This window comes from Noviherbaspirillum sp. (genome assembly GCF_035627455.1).
In the GTDB taxonomy this organism is placed as follows: Bacteria; Pseudomonadota; Gammaproteobacteria; order Burkholderiales; family Burkholderiaceae_D; genus Noviherbaspirillum.
Genome location: NZ_DASPLS010000034.1, coordinates 1 through 16,920, shown reverse-complemented (window position 1 = coordinate 16,920; position 16,920 = coordinate 1). Strand labels below are relative to the sequence as shown.

Genomic DNA, 16,920 nt, shown 5'->3' with positions numbered 1-16,920 from the left:
TTTGATGCAAATGGGCAATGACAAGTACGACGCGATCGTGATCGGCTCCGGCATCGGTTCGCTCAGCGCCGCCGCCCTGCTCGCGAAGGAGCGCGGCCAGCGGGTGCTGGTGCTGGAAAAGCATTTCAACATCGGCGGCCAGACCCATGAATTCAAGCGCAAGGGAAAGTACGAGTTCGATGTCGGCCTGCACTACATCGGCGGCATGGACAAGGGCAGCGGCAAGGCGGTGTTCGACTATCTGACCGAAGGCCGCCTGCAATGGAACAAGATGCCGGACGAGTTCGAGAAATTCGTCTACCCGGATTTCGAATTCAAGGTTCCGTCCAATCCGGTGCTCTACCGCGAACGGCTGGCCGACCGCTATCCGGCCGAGCGCGCCGCGATCGCGCAGTATTTCGAGGATGTGAAGGCGGCCGCCGCGTGGTACTCGCTGGGCCATCTTGGTGACGCGATGCCGGCGGCGCTGCGGCCTTTCCTGAAGCTGGCGTTCCGCTGGAAGGGGGAACTGGCCGCGCTCACGGTCGAGGATTACCTGAACCGGCATTTCCGGGATCCGCAGCTCAAGGCGCTGCTCGCATCGCAGTGGGGCGACTACGGCCTGCCGCCGGCCAAGGCGGCATTCGGCATGCATGCGCTGGTCGTCACCCATTACTGGCGCGGCGGCTGGTACCCGGTCGGCGGCGCCAAAGCAATCGCGCGCGCCATCATCCCGGTGATCGAACGCGCCGGCGGCCAGGTCTTGTCCGGCAAGACGGTCACCGAAATCCTGATCGAGAAGGGACGCGCCACCGGCGCGCGCGCGATTGCCACGCTCAAGCCGAACCGACCGCCGGTCGACTACCGCGCGCCGCTCGTGATTTCCGGCGCCGGGGCGGTCAATACCTATCTCAAACTGATTCCCCGCCGGATCCCGATCCCGTTCCGCGACCGCCTTGCCAGCCTGCCGCCGGGCACCAGCGCGATCAGCGTCTACCTCGGCCTGAAGGACTCGCCGTCCACGCTCGGCATCCGCGGCGAAAACCACTGGGTCTACGACGGCTACGACCACAACAAGGCCGCCGCCGCCGGCATCGCCGCGCTCGGCTACTACCTGTCCTTCGCGTCGATGAAGAACCCGCAGGCGAAGTCGCACACCGCCGAGATCATCACCTTCGCGCATTACGAACGCTTCGCGCAATGGGCCGGCGGCCGCTGGAAGAAGCGCGGCGCCGATTACGAACAGCTCAAGCAGCATATCGCGCGCGAGCTGATCGCGAAGGTCGACCGCCGCATACCCGGCTTCGCCGGCCTGGTCGACTACATCGACGTGTCGACGCCGCTGACGATGGAGCATTTCCAGGGCAATCCGCATGGCGAGTTCTACGGCCTGCCGGCGACGGCGGAGCGGCTGTTCCAGCCCTGGACCCATGCGCAGTCGCCGGTGAAGAACCTGTACCTGACCGGATGCGACGTGATGTCGCCGGGCGTGGTCGGCGCGATGATCGGCGGCGTGAAAACCGCCGGCGTGCTGCTCGGTCCGTTCGGCTTCTTCCGGCTGATGAAGAAGATGACGCAAGCGGAACGCGGCAGCCGCAGGCGCGCGGCGGGCACGCCGGAACCGGTGCGGACATAGCGGAATCGGCGGCGCGCCAGGCTGCGCAGCGCAGTCGTCTTCCCACCCGGCGCACCGCTGTTTTTCTTCTGTATCCGCGTCAAGCCACTCCTCCCTCGCTGACAATTTGTTACGAGATGGATAGAACCGCATTCCCGCAGGGCGACTCCATTGGGGACACGCTTGCGCGTCAGCGCTGGCCGGATCACCGGCAGGCAAGACGGCGCGCAGGCATGTTGTTCACATCAACAGGAGAATCTGAATGCGAAGCAAGTACGCTGGACTTTCAACTCTCGCCGCGGCGCTGATCGCGGCGGCTTCCGCCACCGCTTTTGCCCAGTCGGGCACCACGCTTGGCACCGGCGGCAGCAGCGCCGGCAACGGCTCCGCCAGCTCGACGCTGGGCACGGGCGGCAGTGCCGCCGGCAGTGGCGGTTCTTCCGGCGGTTCCAGTACCCTCGGCACCGGCGGCAGCGCGGCAGGCAGCGGTGATTCGTCGGGCAGCTCGAGCACCCTTGGCACCGGCGGCAGCTCCGCAGGCGGCGGCACGACCGGTTCCACGCTGGGCACCGGCGGCAGCGCGGCAGGCTCCGGCGGTTCCTCCGGCAGCTCCAGTACCCTCGGTACGGGCGGCAGCTCCGCAGGCGGCGGCACGACCGGCTCCACGCTGGGCACCGGCGGCAGCGCGGCAGGCAGCGGTGATTCGTCGGGCAGCTCGAGCACCCTTGGCACCGGCGGCAGCTCGGCTGGCGGCGGCACGACCGGTTCGACGCTGGGCACCGGCGGCAGCGCGGCAGGCAGCGGCGGTTCCTCGGGCAGCTCGAGCACCCTCGGCACCGGCGGCAGCTCCGCAGGCGGCGGCTCGACCGGTTCGACGCTGGGCACTGGCGGCAGCGCGGCAGGCTCCGGCGGTTCCTCCGGCAGCTCCAGCACGCTCGGTACCGGCGGCAGCGCCGCCGGCAGCGGCAACGCCGGAACCACCCAGGGCACCAGCGGCATCACGGCCGGCTCGGATAACGCCTCGGGCAGCGCCGGCTCTTCTGCAGGCGCCGGCGGCACCAGCGGCTCCAGCGTCGGCACCGGCGGTTCGAGCGCGTACGGCGCAGGTGCGGCCGACAGCGACGACCGGCGTGGCGACAAGAAACAGCGCAAGAGCAACAAGCACTGCCCGCCGGGACTGGAGAAGCAGGGCCGCTGCTAAAACCCGCAGCGTGTCCTGAAGTGCGCAGCCCTTCCGCCGTGACGGCAAGGGGCTGCGCGCGACATGTCGTGAAAGGAGAATTGAAGATGAAGAACGGACTCAGCCTGAGCCTGCTCGCATCCGCCGCGCTTGCCGCGGCGATGAACGCGCAGGCGCAGGGTGCGGACAGCGGCGGGACCAGCACCACGGAAAGCCGCGGCTTTGCCGCGGGCCGCCACGCAGACGGCGGCACCGGGGTGCGCAAGGCCGAGAGCAGCACCACCACCAGCACTTCCGGCAGCGCCGGCAACACCGGCAGCAGTGCCAGCAGCGCGAGCACTGTCGGCAGCGGCGGCAGCGCGACCGCCGGCAGCGGCGTGGGCGCATCCTCCGTCGGCACCGGCGGCACCTCCGCCGGCACGCAAAGCGAGCGCGGCAGCACGGCGACCAGTGCGACCGGCCCGGGCAGCAGCGCGAGCGCAAGCGGCCCGAGCGGCAGCAGCGCATCCGGCCCGTCGGGCAGCAGCGCCGACCCGGCGCCGGGCGCATCGGGCTATACGCGGGACAATGCGGGAACCGGAACCCGCGCGCGCGGCAAGAGCGGCGCGCCGGGACAGAAGAAGAAACAGGAAGAGTAGAAACAGGAAGCGTAGAAACAGGAAGCGTAGAAACTGCGCGGCGGGAGGAATGCTACGCGCGCTGCGCCTTGTGCGCGTCGACAAGGCGCAGCATCCGCCGGTATCAGGCGGCGGCCCTTGCTGCCCGTTTCGCGCGGCCCGCCGTCTTGCCGGCGCGCGGCTTCAGCGGCAGGGGCGTCACCGTGGCGCGGGAGCGCGGCGCAGATCGCGCGCCCTTGCCCGCCGCCCGGCGCCGCAGCGGCATCACCGTCACGTTCTCCGTCAATTCCGTCTCCTTCAGCAACGCCATCAGTTCCAGGTGCGCCTCGCTCATGTATTTCGCCAGCTCGCGCAGGTCGGGCAATGCGCGGCGGCAGGCGGTCAGGCCGAAGTCGAGCGCGCCGTTGTAGCTCATCACCGTGATGTTCAGCGCGATGCCGTGCAGCGGGATCGACAGCGGATAGAAGCTCGCCATGCGCGCGCCGGCCATGTACATCGGCGCCTGCGGGCCGGGCACGTTCGAGACCAGCACGTTGGCGAGCGGCGGCATCCGGTTCGCCAGGCGCGAGCGGTGATACAGCGACGCTATGCCGCTCATGATCCATGGCACGCCGAGGCTGGGCAGGTCGGTCGGCAGCGCCGACTTTACCTTGCTGAACGTGCTCTTCATCGACGTCGACGCCTGCACGATCTCTTCCATGCGCTCGCGCGCGCCGCCCCGGTGGGTCGGCAGGCTGCTCAGCGCGAAGCTGAACTGGTTGTTCAGCTTCGCATCGCCTTCGGCGCGCAGGTTCACCGGCATCAGCACCTTCAGCGGCTCGCCCGGCAGCGCATCCTTCGCGGCAAGGTAGCGGCGCAGCGCGGCGCTGCAGATCGCCAGCACCGCGTCGTTCAGGCTGCCGCCGAAGGCCTTGCCGACGGCTTTCGCCTCGACCAGCGGCACGCGCACCATCGCGAAGCTGCGCTGGCTGGTCACCGCGACATTCAGTGGCGTCCTCGGTCCCGGCGTGAAGCGCTTCTTCACGCCGGCGATGCCCTTGCTTCCGCTGGCGCGCGACGGCAGCACCAGCGCGCCGGCCGCCCTGGCGGCGGCGGGCAGGGTTTTCACGATCTTCCAGTATTGCTCGGCGGTGTGGCGCAGTGCGCCGGCCACCATCCGTCCCATGCCCGGCGGGTCCGCATCGTGCCCGGTCGCTGACGGGAATTCGCGCAGCTCCGGGGTCGGGTCGAGCAGCACGCGCGCCAGCGTGCCGGCGCCGACACCGTCCACCGCCGCATGGTGCACCTTGGTATAGAGCGCCCATTGTCCCGACTTCAAGCCTTCGATCACGTGGAACTCCCACAGCGGCCGGCTGCGGTCGAGCAACTGGGAATGCAGGCGCCCGACGCAGGCTTCCAGTTGCGCCATGCTGCCCGGCCCGGGCAGCACCACATGCTGGATGTGGTAGTCGAGGTCGACCTCCGTGTCCTCGACCCAGACCGGGTTCGCGAAATCCATCGGCAGGTTGGCGAGCCTCTTGGTGAACAGCGCCGCCAGGTGCACGCGGTTGGCCACATGGGCCTTCACGTTGTCGTAGAAGTTGCCGCGGTAGCCGGGCGGCAGGTCGAACAGATGCAGGGCGCCGATATGCATGGGCATTTCCGGCAGTTCCAGATGCAGGAAGGCGGCATCCAGACCGCTGAGTTGTTTCATTGCTTCTCCTGTGTGGGATGACTGACGAAGGGGGACGGGTCAGTGTTTCATAGCCGGGCAGCGGGGGCAGGATTTTCGTCAAAGGTGCGGGGCGGGGGATTAGAGGGGGACGTCTAACCGGCGCAAGCGGCCGGGGAAAGCGTGCGGCAGAGCGAAATATGCCAGGCACCGAACACACGTCCGGGCAGGCTGCTTACGGGCAATACCGTATGGACCGGGACCTTTGCCGGCGGTTAAATACAAAGTCGCCACGCAAGGCAGGAGGTACGTCCGCATCGATTTCATCGCAGCGCCTGCCGTATTGCGCATGGAGTCATTTCGGAGCCATCATCGGAGGGGAAATGTTAACGTACCGCGCTCTCAGCCAGTCGGATTACAACATCTACGTGGGCAGGCTGGTCAAGACCAGCGAAAGCCTGCTCGCGACCGTGCAAGACATAGGAGACGGCAGGGCAACGATAGGTTACGGCTATACGTTCAACAGAAGCGGCAACGTGAGCCTGTGGAAGGCTTCAGGCATCGCACTGAGCCAGTCGCAGTGGAACCTGCTTCAACGCATCGACAGTGCCGATGCGAGCGCAAGAACCGGGCTGGCGCTCGGGTTCGACAAGACGCTGACGCAAGACGAAGGAAACGCGCTGTTGTATGCGTGCATCCCGCTGTACGAGGGCCCGGCACTGAGCCTGGAAATGCCGCTGTCCTATGAAAGGGCGGCTTTCGTGTCGATCACCTACAACCGCGGAGCGGGCACGGTCAGCAGCAAGATGACCGGATTTTATGATGCGGTCCGCGCGCAGGACCGTGCCGCGGCCTGGTTCGAAATGCGCTACAACGCATGGGGATCCAACGCCAAATACGAGGCGGGGCTGCGCATCCGGCGCCTCGTCGAATCGCAGATATTCGGCCTCTACGACAATGCCGACCCCGGCCTCGCGGAGGCGCAGCAGGTCTATCAGATGCTGCAAAAGAATCGCGACCGGATCCTCCTCGACGAATCGAACTGGGGCGTCAATCCCGACGGCTCGCAGGGGAAAAGAAACCTCATCGCCGAGGCCAACCGCGATTCCCGGTTTTCTGCCTTTCCGCGCGTGCAGACGCTGACGGATATCCTGAACCCCGCAAAGCTTGTCATTCTGGATGACCTGCAGCGCCGCTATCCCGAGCTCGCGGACCGGATGGACGACAGCACTTTTGTTTCCACGAACATTTACCAGGCAGCGCAATCCCAGACAGAGGCGAGCGGGGACGCCGGCGGGAGCACGATCGATACCGGGAAGTATGAAACCGGCAGCTGGTCCGGGACTGGCGTAGCCGACGCGGTGGCGGGAGGCGAGTCGGACGACACACTGACGGCGGCCGGCGGAGACGACGTGCTTTCCGGCGGCGGCGGAAATGATTCGCTCGCCGGCGGCGAAGGATCGGATCTCCTGTACGGCGACAGTGGCGACGATACCCTGGACGGCGGAGCCGGCGACGACGTGCTGGCGGGGGGCGCGGGCTTCGATACCTACATCATCCAGTCCGGCTGCGGCAACGAGGTCATCCAGGACGATGACGACGGCGCGGGGCGCATCATTTTTGACGGCACAGTGCTGACCGGTGGCAGGAAGTCCGGCGACGTCTACGTGAGCGAAGACAAGCTGTTCACTTACGCCTTGTCGGGGAAGACGCTGACGATCGCACGGACAGGCTCCGGCGACCGTATCACGGTCAGGAATTTCCAGAAACGGGGCAAGAAGGAGGAAGCTTACCTCGGGATTCGATTGGTTGACCGCGGCAAGTGAGCGTCTCCGGCGCAGCAACGTGCAAGCGGCCGGGCGATGACCGGAACGGAAGGATGCGGCGGTTTCATTGCACCGGCATGCGCGGCAGCGGCTGCATCGGCGCTTTTTGAACCCGGGGCCGGCGCGCGACAGGAAAAGGCCTGCGCGACCGTGGCCGGTGCGTCCCTCCGATGGCAAGCGGGGCGGATGCGATCGCAGGAGCGGGAACCGGTGCTTGACGCAGGTCCCGCCCCGCACGCCTCCCGCTCAATCCCCTTTGCGCCGGTCCGGGGTAAACGCGTAATGCACCAGGTATACGCGCTCGCCATAGATGGCGGCGGTACAGCGCTCGGTGCCGTCCCGGAAGTGCGTCACGCTGACCTCGAGACAGTCGGGCATGCCCGGCGGCAGCGCGGCGCAGGTCTTTGCATATACCCGCCGCAGCAGGTCGACCGGCATTACCCATTCGCACACCGGCGCGGCATCGGTTTCGGCACTGGACAGGGTCGGGGTTTTGGGAAAGATTGCTGACATTGGAACCTCAATCGACAGCCCGGCCGCGACATCATTTACGGCAGGCATTCCACTTTGGCATTCTGCCGCCGGCTTCGTTCCACGGCGACGCATGCCGCGCTTGCACAGGACTACCGGTTTGCGCCCAAGCAAGACGCGCCTAGGCCTTGTCCAGCAGTTTCCGGATCTTCGTGATGTTCTTCACCGTGCTTCGCAGATGCTCCGCCACCGCCTCCGACGCTTCCTCGTTCCTTTCCTTTTGCAGCAGTTCGAGGATATGGAGGTGCTGCTTGCAATGTTGCTTGTAGCGGCTGCGGTCCAGCGTCGACCGGTACGAGAGCAGGCGGCGCACCCGGTTCACGCGCCGGATGGTATCGATGAAGAACGGGTTGCCGGAACCTCCCACCAGCGTTTCGTGGAAGCGCACGCCGCGGTCGTGCAGCTGGTCCGGCGTATCGGTGTCGATGCCGCCTTCCAGCAGATGGAGCTCGGCCGCCTTGCAGCGTTCGATTGCCAGCCGGTCCAGCCGGTAGCCCGGCTCCAGCAGCGCCGCCGGCTCCACCGCAAGGCGCAGGCGATAGGACTGCACCAGGCTTTCCGCACTGGTCAGCATCGACGAGAACGCCCAGCCGTAGCCGGGTTTCTTTTCGGCCCAGCCCTCCTGTGCGATGCGTCCGAGCACCGCGGACAGTTGCGTCGCGGTCAGGCGGTACCTTTGCCTGAGCATCGATTCGGTGAATGCATCCGGCAGCTTTCCGGACAGCCGTTCCTCGGCGATGCGGAAATAGGCGGCGGTCACGAGGTCGTTCTCCTGCAGCGCCGGCAGCGGCTGCAGCGGCACCCTGGCCAGGAAGTAGCCGCGGTTCGGTTCGCGCGACAGGATGCCTTCCTCGCACAGCCGGCCGAGCGCGTCGTTGACCGGCTGGCGCGACACGCGAAGGCGGTCGGCCAGCATCTGCGCCGGAAGATGGGTCCCGACCGCAAGATTCTCGGACTGGATGATCTCGACGATGCGCGCGGCGATCGGCTTCATGACAGGCTTGCTTTCCGGCTTACTTCGATTGTTCTTGCAAGGATGAGGGGAATGACGCCGCCGGCTTTCAGCAGGTCGACTTCCAGCCGGGTTTCGACCGCGGCTTTGGCCGGGATTGTATCAATCGTGCCGCCGGCCCGGTGTATCCGTACCGTCACAGCGCAGCGCGGCGCGATCGAAGCGGCATCGGCCAGCACTTCGACGCGGTCGCCCGCCGCCACCGGCGCCAGGTCGCGGAATGACGGCGGCAGCCGGACCGGGAGAATGCCCATGCCGATCAGGTTGGACCGGTGGATCCGCTCGAAGCTCAGCGCCAGCACGGCGCGGACGTTCAACAGGCGCACGCCCTTCGCCGCCCAGTCACGCGAGGACCCGGTGCCGTAGCGCTCGCCGGCGACGATCACGACCGCGTCGCCGTCCTCCCGGTAGCGCGCGGCCGCGGCCCAGACCGGCATCGCCGCGCCGCTCGGGATGTGCACCGTGTGCGCGACCGGAAGGCCTGCGCGCAGCAGGTTCACCACGTTTTTGTTGTGGAATGCCGCGCGCAGCATTACCTGCCAGTTGCCGCGGCGCGAGGCGAACACGTTCAGGTCGCCCCGGTCGTCGCCGCGCGCCACCAGGTAATCGGCGACCAGGCTGTGCGGCGGGATGGCGCTGGCGGGCGAGATGTGATCCGTGGTGATGTCGTCGCCGAGGACCAGCAGCGGATAGGCGCTGTAATTGCCGAGCAGGCTGCCGGCTTCCAGCGACGCGAACGGCGGCCGCTGCAGCACATTCGACCGTTCGTCCCACGGGAACAGCGGCGACGCTGGCGCGTCCAGCGCATGCCAGACCGGGTTCTTCGATGCCGCCGCAAAATCGCGGCGATAGTCGTCGGGCGCCAGCCCCGCCGCCAGCGTGGCGTCGATTTCTTCCGGCGTCGGCCACAGATCGCGCAGCATGACATGCTTGCCCGCCGCCGACCGGCCGACCGGCTCGCCGGCGAAGTTCTTCCCCGCCTCGCCGGCCAGCGCGAAGATGATCACCAGCGCCGGCGACATGATGAAACCGAGGTCGAGATCCGGATGTATGCGGCCGGGAAAGTTCCGGTTCCCGGACAGCGCGGCGACCGGCCGTCCGCTTCCCTGGCCGATCAATTGCCGGATCGGACCGGTCAGCGCGCCGGAATTGCCGATGCAGGTGGCGCATCCATAGCCGACGATGCCGAAACCGATCGCTTCGAGATCAGCGAGCACGCCCGCCCGTTTCAGGTAGGACGCCGCCGCCGGCGAGCCGGGCGCAAGCGAGGTCTTCACCCAGGGCGCCGGCTTCATCCCGAGCGCGCGCGCCTTGCGCGCGACGAGGCCGGCGGCGACCAGCAGCCGGGGATCGGAGGTATTGGTGCAACTGGTGATCGACGCGATGGCGACAGGAAATTCCGGCAGGCCGCCGATGGCGGGCGCGGTGCCCGGCGCGTGCCCGCGCAGCACCGCGGGCACTTCCGCCAGGGGCAACAGGTCCTGCGGACGCCGCGGGCCGGCCACATGCAGCCCGATCGCGGTCAGGTCGATATCGACGGTGCGGGTATATCGCGGCACCGCATCCGGCTCGAACCAGAGCCCGGCGCGGCGGCAATACGCTTCCACCAGGGCCACCGCGTCTTCGCGGCGTCCGGTTGCGCGCAGGTAGGCCAGGGTCTGGTGGTCGACGCCGAAATACCCGGTCGTCGCGCCATACTCCGGCGCCATGTTGGCCACCACCGCGCGGTCGCCAGCGCTCAGCGTCGCCACACCGGGGCCGAAGAATTCGACGAAGTCGCCGGTCACGCCGGCTTCGCGCAGGCGCTGGGTGACGGTCAGCGCGAGATCGGTGGCGCTGGCACCGCCCGCGAGCATGCCGGTAAGCCGCACGCCGACGACATCGGGAATCCTCAGCATGGTGGGCATGCCGAACATGACCGTTTGCGCTTCCAGCCCGCCGACACCCCAGCCGAGCACGCCGATGCCATTGATCATCGGTGTATGGCTGTCGGTGCCGATCAGGGTGTCGGGCACCGCCCAGCGCTCGGCGCCGCCATCGCTATCCGGCGCCGCTTCCGCGACCACCGTCGCCAGCTGCTCCAGGTTGATCGTATGCATGATGCCGGTCCCCGGCGGGTGGATGCGCACGCCGCGCAGCGTGGCCGATGCCCAGCGCAGGAAACGGTAGCGCTCTTCATTGCGCCGCATCTCGTGCCGCAGGTTGAGCATCACCGCGTCCGGACGCGCGTATGCCTCGACCGCCAGCGAGTGATCGACGGACACATCCACCGGAACGCCGGGATTCAGGCGCTCCGGGTCGACGCCGTGCTCGGCCAGTACATTGCGCATTGCCGCGATGTCGACCAGCGCCGGCGTGCTGGTGGTGTCGTGCATCAGCACGCGTAACGGCTGAAACGGAATTTCCGCCTCGCTGGTGCCATGGTCGAGCCATCCGAAGACGGCCCGCACCGCGGCATCCCTTTCGTCGCCGTCCATGTTGCGCACGACGTTTTCCAGCAGGATGCGCAGCACAAGAGGGAGTTTGCCCAGATGCGCGCCGAAGAGGGAAGGGAGATCGATGATCCGGAAGCGCCGGCCGTTCACGTCCAGGTGCGCCGGCAGGGTGGGAAGCATGCTCATGACTCCATTATTGCATATCATGGCAAAAATATGCAAAGTGTCCTACATTGAAATACCGTGTGCCGGCAAGCGCCCGCGCTGCTTCGTTGCTCTGTCTCATGGAGAGGCAGCGGAAATCTGACAACAATGAAAGCTGCACCTGTTTGTGGCGCCCTTTTCAAGGAGATGTGACATGTCCAAGTTGAACCGAGTGTTCGAAATCACCGCACGCGCCGTCGCGCTGGGAGTGGCGCTGGCCGCCTCGGCGTCCGCGTTCGCCCAGGCTCCGCTGGAGCTGAAGATCATTGCGCCGGCGGCGCCGGGCGGCGGCTGGGATGGCGCGTCCCGGTCCCTGCAGCAAGTCATGGTCGCCACCGGGGCGGCCAAGAACGTGCAGGTCGTGAATGTGCCGGGCGCGGGCGGCACCGTCGGCCTGGCACAGTTCGTCAATAACGCGTCCGGCGACGGCAACCAGATGATGACCATGGGCATCACGATGCTGGGCGCGGTGCTGACCAACAAATCGCCGGTGACCCTCGATTCGGTGACGCCGATTGCGCGGCTGACCGCGGATCCGCTGGTGGTGGTGGTGCCGGCCAACTCGCCGCACAAGAGCATCAAGGATCTGGCCGCCGCGCTGAAGGCGGATACCTCGAAGGTGGTATGGGCCGGCGGTTCCGCCGGCGGCGCCGATCACATCCTGGCCGGACTGATTGCGAAAGCGGCGGGCGGTGACGCCAGCAAGCTGAACTATGTGCCGTTCTCCGGCGGCGGCGAGGCGCTGGCCGAGATGCTCGGCGGGCGCGTCGCGGCGGGCATATCCGGCTACAACGAGTTTGAAAGCATGATCAAGGCCGGCAAGCTGCGCGCGATTGCCTTGTCTACCGGCAAGCGCCTGCAGGGCGTCGACGTGCCGACGCTGAAGGAGCAGGGCATGGACGTCGAACTGGTCAACTGGCGCGGCATCGTTGGGCCGCCGAAGATCAGCGCCGAACAAAGCAAGGCGCTCGGCGCCGCGGTGGAAAAGGCGGTCAAGTCGCCCGAATGGGCGAAGGTCCTGAAGCAGCGCGGCTGGGAAGATGCCTACCTGCCCGCCGACCAGTTCGCCGCCTTCCTGAAAAGCGACCAGGCGCGCGTCAAGGAAGTGCTGACCTCGATCGGCCTGGCGAAATGACCGGGCGCGGCGCGCACACGCTGCCCGCCTGGCGGGCGCCGCTGATCGTCGGCCTGGTCCTGCTGGTCCTGGCGGCGCTGGTGCTCGGCGACTCGCTGCGCCTGGCGGCGGGCGTCGGCCACGGCGTCGGGCCCGCCGTCGGGATGCGCCTGACCGGCGCGCTGCTCGGCGTGCTCGGCGTCGCCCACCTGGTCACCGCATGGGCCAGGCGCCGCGCAAGCGTGGAAGTCCCGTACGCGGATACCGGGAAGCCGGGTCCGCTGGCCTGGGTGCTCGCCGGCCTGGTCCTGCAGATCGCGGTGCTGGCGTTCGGCGGCGGTTTTATCCTGGCATCGACCATCCTGTTCGTCTGCACCGCCTGCGCCTTCGGGCGCAAGCTCCTTTCCTTCGGTCCGGTGTATGGCTTTGTCCTGAGCCTGGCCGTGTATGCGTTTTTCACCAAGGTGCTCGCCCTGACGTTGCCGACCGGCCCGTTGGAGCGCTTGCTGCTGGGCTAAATCATGGAAATGTTCACTTTCCTGGCGGACGGACTTGGGGTTGCGCTGCAGCCGGGCAACCTGCTCTATGCGGGCATCGGCGTCTTGCTCGGCACGCTGGTCGGCATCCTTCCCGGCATCAGTCCTTCCCTCACTGTCGCGCTGCTGCTTCCGGTGACGTTCAAACTCGACCCGACAGGGTCGATCATCATGTTCGCCGGCATCTACTTCGGCGGCATGTACGGCAGCTCGACCACGGCAATCCTGATCAACACGCCGGGCGAGGCGGCTTCGATCGCGACCGCGATCGAGGGGCACCGGATGGCGCGCAACGGCCGGGGCGGCCCGGCGCTGGCGACCGCGGCGATCGGCTCCTTCGTCGCCGGCACCATCGCCACCATCGGCCTCGCCGCGCTGGCGCCCACCATCGTCGAGCTAGCGGTGCAATTCGGCCCCTGGGACTACTTCGGCCTGATGGCCGTCGCCTTCGTGACCGTCTCGGCGACCTTCGGCCACTCCGTGCTGCGCGGCGTCACCAGTCTCACGCTCGGGCTGCTGCTCGGCCTCGTCGGCATCGACAAGCTGACCGGGCAGGCGCGGCTGGCGTTCGGCGTCCCGGCCCTGATGGACGGCGTGTCGATCACCACGCTGGCGGTCGGCCTGTTCGCGATGGGCGAAGCGCTGTATGTTGCGACCCGCTTCAAGGAACACGAAGAGCGCATCGAACCGGTGCGCGGCTCGCTCTGGATGACACTGAAGGACTGGAAGGCGTCCTGGAAGGCGTGGATCCGCGGCACTATGCTCGGCTTCCCGATCGGGGCCTTGCCGGCGGGCGGCGCCGAAGTGCCGACGCTGCTTTCCTATTCGCTGGAGCGCAAGCTGGCCAAGGATCCCGCCGAGTTCGGCAACGGCGCCATCGCCGGCGTGGCGGGACCGGAGGCGGCAAACAACGCCGCCGCCACCGGCACGCTGGTGCCGCTGCTCGCGCTCGGCCTGCCCACCTCGGCCACCGCCGCCATGCTGCTGGCCGGCTTCCAGCAGTACGGGCTGGTGCCCGGGCCGCTGCTGTTCGCGACCAATCCGGAACTGGTCTGGGGCCTGATCGCCAGCTTCTTCGTCGGCAACCTGATGCTGCTTGTGCTCAATCTTCCTCTCGTCGGCCTGTGGGTGCGGCTGCTCGCGATCCCGCAGTCCTGGCTGTACGCGGGCATCCTGGTGTTTGCCGCGATGGGCACGCTCGCCGCCAATCCGTCGGTGGTCGAACTGACGATGCTGGTGGTGTTCGGCATCACCGGCTACCTGATGCGCTGCTGGGATTACCCGGTGGCGCCGATGATCGTCGGCCTGATCCTCGGGCCGATGGCGGAAGGCCAGTTCCGCCGCGCGCTGCAGGTGAGCCTGGGCGATTACCTCGTGTTCTTCAAGCATCCGTTCTCCGCGACCATGATTGCGATCGCGGTGCTCGCCTTGCTGGCGCCGTTCGTGTTCAAGGGGCTGCGGCGCATCCATGCCGCGGACGAATAGGGCGGATCAGGCGATGCCGGACCTGGCCATCTCCGGCGAACTGCTGCAGGCGCTGGCGCCGACCGGCGTCCTGCGCGCGTCGATCAACCTGGGCAACCCGATCCTCGCGAAGGCCGATTCTGGCACCGTGACGCCGTACGGGGTGTCGGTCGACCTGGCGAACGAACTCGCCGCCCGGCTCGGCGTGGGGATCCGGCACCTGGTATTCGACGCCGCCGGCAAAGCCGCCGACGCGCTGAAGCAGGACGCGGTCGATGTCGGATTCGTCGCTATCGACCCGGCGCGCGCCGAGGGAATCGCGTTTACCGCGCCCTACGTGCTGATCGAAGGGTGCTACCTGGTCAGGCAGGATTCGCCGATCAGCGCGAATGCGCAGGTGGACAGGCCGGGGATACGGGTGGCGGTGGGCAAGGGCAGCGCGTATGACCTGTACCTGAGCCGGGAACTGAAGCACGCCGCGCTCGTGCGCGCGCCGACGTCGCCGGCGGTGGTCGATACCTTTGTCGCCGAGGGGCTCGACGTCGCCGCCGGCGTGCGGCAGCAACTGGAGGCGGACTGCGCGCGCCATGCCGGCCTGCGCCTCTTGCCGGAGCGATTCATGGTGATCCGGCAGGCGATGGCGACGCCGAAGAGCCGGCCGGCGCCTGCGGTCGACTTCCTCATCCGGTTTGTGGAGGAAATGAAAGCCTCCGGCTTCGTCGCGCAGGCGCTCGCGCGCCACGGCATTGCGGGCGCAAGCGTCGCGCCGGCGCATGAACAAGAGGCAGACCGTTAGACCTCTGCCGCTGCCGGCGGCATCCGGCCCCCGCGCACTGCCGGCAGCCCCGGCTACGCCGAAGACCGTATGGCGTTCGGCTCCCGATCGCGTTCAAATGAGGTTTCTTGCCGGAATTGCGGCTGCCCAGAGCGCGGGAGAACCCATGCAGATCGATTTCCACCACGGCGTCACTTATGTCTGTGCCCGCCTGTCCGGCTTCAGCAGGGAGGAAGCCGGGATCATCGCGCACAGCGCGCAGTACGTCGACGACGCCACCCGGGCGGGAGAAATCTATTTCGACAACGGCATGATCTACACGCGGATCGCTTCCGCGCACAAGATGCTCGACTACAAGAACTTCAGCGCGCTCGCCAACGATCGTGCCTGGCTGCCGTTCCATTTCCTGCCCGGCAATGACGGCGAAGCCGCGCCCGCGGCGCACACGGCGCTGGACCGGGAGGAATACCTGCGCCGCTGCATCTGCCGTCCCAACAGCCCGGTCGCGCAAGACCTCGCGCGGCTGGTGGTGGAGCGCCAGAACCGCGCGTACGCGCTGTACCGGCTCGGCATCGCGATGCACGTCTATGTCGATACCTGGGCACACCAGGGCTTCGTCGGTTTCCAGCATCCGGTCAACGTCGCGACGAACCTGGAAGCGGAGCACGAACACGACACGAAGCGCTTGCGGCTGCGCATCATCGACTTCTTCCAGGATGAGATCGACCAGCTTGCCAGCAAATGGGTCGGCAGCTCGCTGCCGCTCGGCCACGGCGCAGTCCTGAGCTATCCGGACCGGCCCTACCTGAAATGGTCCTACACCAATGGCCACGGCGAGCGCGTGCTGCGCGACAACCCGCGGGATTTCGTCGACGCGGCGCAGCAGATGTTTCAGGTGTTTTGCCGCTACCGCGAATTTCCTTCGGTTGGCAATGCGGTGTTCGACAAGACCTATCCGTTGCCGGAGGCGTTCGCGCGGGTCGCGGACGTGCTGACCGTTACCCTGGACGAGAACGGGGAGCTCAGGCACCAGGCATGGCTCGCGCATATCGCGCAAGGCACGTTCGGCTTCGCCGACGAGGTGCGCTATATCGCGAAGGGGGAGGGCTCGTGGAAGCACGAGGCGCTCGGGACGGCCGTCGACGTCGACGAGCGGCACGGCAGGATCCCCTACCACCCGCGGTTCCAGACCAGCCATTGGAAACTGTTCCACGATGCGCTGCAGGCGCACCAGTTCTATGTGCTGCATGAGCTGCTGCCGCGCTATGGCTTGCTTGGCGGGTGAGGTGCGGCGGCGGGGGACGGAAGTCGCGCCGCGCGCTGCGGCGGGGACGGTGCGCGGAGCGCACCCTGCCGGAGGGGGCGCGATGTGCGGGGGAATGTTGTCGCGGGGGGGCGGAGCGCACCCTGCCTAAGAGGATGACGCTCCGAACACTGGCCGGTCAGGTGCTGTACCACGCATCCTTGAGCGGCCCGACCACCACGTCCCGCAGTTCCTGCCGCGATTCGAGCCATGTCTTCAGCGACGCACGCTGTTCCTCGCTGACCGAGCCGCGCATCGCGTCGACCACGACAAAGCCCGCGAGGCCATCGTTGAAGCCGCCGCCAAACAGCAGCCCGCGCTCGGCCACCGCCTCGACCAGGTCGTTGATGAAGGCATTGCGCGCATCCGGCGCAAGCGCCGCTGCGCTGTTTGCGGTGATCTCAAACCCGAGTTCCTGGAACTCGCCCAGCCTGAGTTTCTTGCGCTGGCGCTGGTTGTATTTGCCTTTTGTCTTTGCTGGCATGCTGGTCCTTTCGTGTGATGCGGGTGATAACGCGGGCAGGGAATCATGGGGAATCGCAGCGTTCGCTTTGCGCACCGCCTGCCCGTCGCGCGCGGCGCCGTTCTCATCCTGAAACGCCGCGACCCGCCATTCTGGTCGAAAAATCAGAACTTCACCAGCTCCACGCGCCGGTTCCTGGCCCTGCCGGCATCCGT

Annotated in this window: 14 protein-coding genes; 9 read left to right on the top strand and 5 right to left on the bottom strand. The window is 67.3% G+C overall.

Features of this window, described 5'->3' with window-relative positions; genetic code table 11:
- Positions 1-4 precede the first annotated feature (4 nt).
- From VEC01_RS06515 to VEC01_RS06505, 3 genes are all read left to right on the top strand, one after another.
- A complete protein-coding gene (locus VEC01_RS06515) occupies positions 5-1,615 on the top strand; it encodes an NAD(P)/FAD-dependent oxidoreductase (protein ID WP_324899936.1) in 1,611 nt (536 codons plus the stop codon).
- Positions 1,616-1,856: 241 nt separating this feature from the next.
- On the top strand, positions 1,857-2,795 hold the full coding sequence (locus tag VEC01_RS06510; RefSeq protein ID WP_324899934.1) for a hypothetical protein: 939 nt from the start codon (positions 1,857-1,859) through the stop codon (positions 2,793-2,795).
- Between the two features lie 86 nt (positions 2,796-2,881).
- Positions 2,882-3,412, top strand: coding sequence for a hypothetical protein (locus tag VEC01_RS06505; RefSeq protein ID WP_324899932.1), 531 nt, complete (start codon positions 2,882-2,884; stop codon positions 3,410-3,412).
- Between the two features lie 103 nt (positions 3,413-3,515).
- Here the strand turns inward: VEC01_RS06505 and VEC01_RS06500 are convergent, their stop codons facing one another.
- Positions 3,516-5,084, bottom strand: a complete 1,569-nt coding sequence (locus VEC01_RS06500) for a wax ester/triacylglycerol synthase family O-acyltransferase (protein WP_324899930.1) — start codon at positions 5,082-5,084, stop codon at positions 3,516-3,518.
- 341 nt (positions 5,085-5,425) lie between these two features.
- Here VEC01_RS06500 and VEC01_RS06495 point away from each other — a divergent pair, with 341 nt between their 5' ends.
- On the top strand, positions 5,426-6,868 hold the full coding sequence (locus VEC01_RS06495; protein ID WP_324899928.1) for a hypothetical protein: 1,443 nt from the start codon (positions 5,426-5,428) through the stop codon (positions 6,866-6,868).
- 246 nt (positions 6,869-7,114) lie between these two features.
- Here the strand turns inward: VEC01_RS06495 and VEC01_RS06490 are convergent, their stop codons facing one another.
- From VEC01_RS06490 to acnA, 3 genes are all read right to left on the bottom strand, one after another.
- Positions 7,115-7,381 carry a hypothetical protein gene (locus tag VEC01_RS06490; protein ID WP_324899926.1) on the bottom strand — a complete coding sequence of 89 codons (267 nt, stop codon included), beginning with the start codon at positions 7,379-7,381 and terminating at the stop codon, positions 7,115-7,117.
- A 139-nt stretch (positions 7,382-7,520) separates the two neighbouring features.
- Positions 7,521-8,393 (bottom strand): GntR family transcriptional regulator, encoded by an 873-nt coding sequence (locus VEC01_RS06485; RefSeq protein ID WP_324899924.1) that lies wholly within the window; start codon positions 8,391-8,393, stop codon positions 7,521-7,523.
- Positions 8,390-11,032 (bottom strand): aconitate hydratase AcnA, encoded by a 2,643-nt coding sequence (gene acnA / locus VEC01_RS06480; protein WP_324899921.1) that lies wholly within the window; start codon positions 11,030-11,032, stop codon positions 8,390-8,392. The genes VEC01_RS06485 and acnA overlap by 4 nt, the downstream gene beginning before the upstream one ends.
- Positions 11,033-11,204: 172 nt before the next feature.
- On the opposite strand from acnA, the gene VEC01_RS06475 reads away from it, so the two are divergent.
- From VEC01_RS06475 to VEC01_RS06455, 5 genes are all read left to right on the top strand, one after another.
- The gene (locus tag VEC01_RS06475) at positions 11,205-12,185 is read left to right on the top strand and encodes a tripartite tricarboxylate transporter substrate binding protein (RefSeq protein WP_324899920.1); all 981 of its coding nucleotides are present in this window, start codon (positions 11,205-11,207) and stop codon (positions 12,183-12,185) included.
- Positions 12,182-12,682, top strand: a complete 501-nt coding sequence (locus tag VEC01_RS06470) for a tripartite tricarboxylate transporter TctB family protein (protein WP_324899918.1) — start codon at positions 12,182-12,184, stop codon at positions 12,680-12,682. The genes VEC01_RS06475 and VEC01_RS06470 overlap by 4 nt, the downstream gene beginning before the upstream one ends.
- Before the next feature lie 3 nt (positions 12,683-12,685).
- The gene (locus VEC01_RS06465; protein ID WP_324899916.1) at positions 12,686-14,185 is read left to right on the top strand and encodes a tripartite tricarboxylate transporter permease; all 1,500 of its coding nucleotides are present in this window, start codon (positions 12,686-12,688) and stop codon (positions 14,183-14,185) included.
- 13 nt (positions 14,186-14,198) lie between these two features.
- Positions 14,199-14,960: an ABC transporter substrate-binding protein gene (locus tag VEC01_RS06460; protein WP_324899914.1), complete on the top strand. Its 762-nt coding sequence runs from the start codon at positions 14,199-14,201 to the stop codon at positions 14,958-14,960.
- Positions 14,961-15,105: 145 nt separating this feature from the next.
- Entirely contained in the window at positions 15,106-16,224 is a 1,119-nt protein-coding gene (locus VEC01_RS06455) for a DUF6765 family protein (RefSeq protein WP_324899912.1), read from the top strand.
- Positions 16,225-16,381: 157 nt separating this feature from the next.
- On the opposite strand, the gene VEC01_RS06450 is transcribed toward VEC01_RS06455, so the two are convergent.
- On the bottom strand, positions 16,382-16,726 hold the full coding sequence (locus VEC01_RS06450; RefSeq protein WP_324899910.1) for a YggL family protein: 345 nt from the start codon (positions 16,724-16,726) through the stop codon (positions 16,382-16,384).
- Positions 16,727-16,920 lie beyond the last annotated feature (194 nt).

Coding starts and splice junctions, on each gene's coding strand:
- VEC01_RS06500 (WP_324899930.1), bottom strand. CDS start 5,084: ATGAAACAACTCAGCGGTCTGGATGCCGCCTTCCTGCATCTGGAACTG.
- VEC01_RS06475 (WP_324899920.1), top strand. CDS start 11,205: ATGTCCAAGTTGAACCGAGTGTTCGAAATCACCGCACGCGCCGTCGCG.
- VEC01_RS06460 (WP_324899914.1), top strand. CDS start 14,199: ATGCCGGACCTGGCCATCTCCGGCGAACTGCTGCAGGCGCTGGCGCCG.
- VEC01_RS06495 (WP_324899928.1), top strand. CDS start 5,426: ATGTTAACGTACCGCGCTCTCAGCCAGTCGGATTACAACATCTACGTG.
- VEC01_RS06510 (WP_324899934.1), top strand. CDS start 1,857: ATGCGAAGCAAGTACGCTGGACTTTCAACTCTCGCCGCGGCGCTGATC.
- VEC01_RS06455 (WP_324899912.1), top strand. CDS start 15,106: ATGCAGATCGATTTCCACCACGGCGTCACTTATGTCTGTGCCCGCCTG.
- VEC01_RS06485 (WP_324899924.1), bottom strand. CDS start 8,393: ATGAAGCCGATCGCCGCGCGCATCGTCGAGATCATCCAGTCCGAGAAT.
- acnA (WP_324899921.1), bottom strand. CDS start 11,032: ATGAGCATGCTTCCCACCCTGCCGGCGCACCTGGACGTGAACGGCCGG.
- VEC01_RS06515 (WP_324899936.1), top strand. CDS start 5: ATGCAAATGGGCAATGACAAGTACGACGCGATCGTGATCGGCTCCGGC.
- VEC01_RS06465 (WP_324899916.1), top strand. CDS start 12,686: ATGGAAATGTTCACTTTCCTGGCGGACGGACTTGGGGTTGCGCTGCAG.
- VEC01_RS06505 (WP_324899932.1), top strand. CDS start 2,882: ATGAAGAACGGACTCAGCCTGAGCCTGCTCGCATCCGCCGCGCTTGCC.
- VEC01_RS06470 (WP_324899918.1), top strand. CDS start 12,182: ATGACCGGGCGCGGCGCGCACACGCTGCCCGCCTGGCGGGCGCCGCTG.
- VEC01_RS06490 (WP_324899926.1), bottom strand. CDS start 7,381: ATGTCAGCAATCTTTCCCAAAACCCCGACCCTGTCCAGTGCCGAAACC.
- VEC01_RS06450 (WP_324899910.1), bottom strand. CDS start 16,726: ATGCCAGCAAAGACAAAAGGCAAATACAACCAGCGCCAGCGCAAGAAA.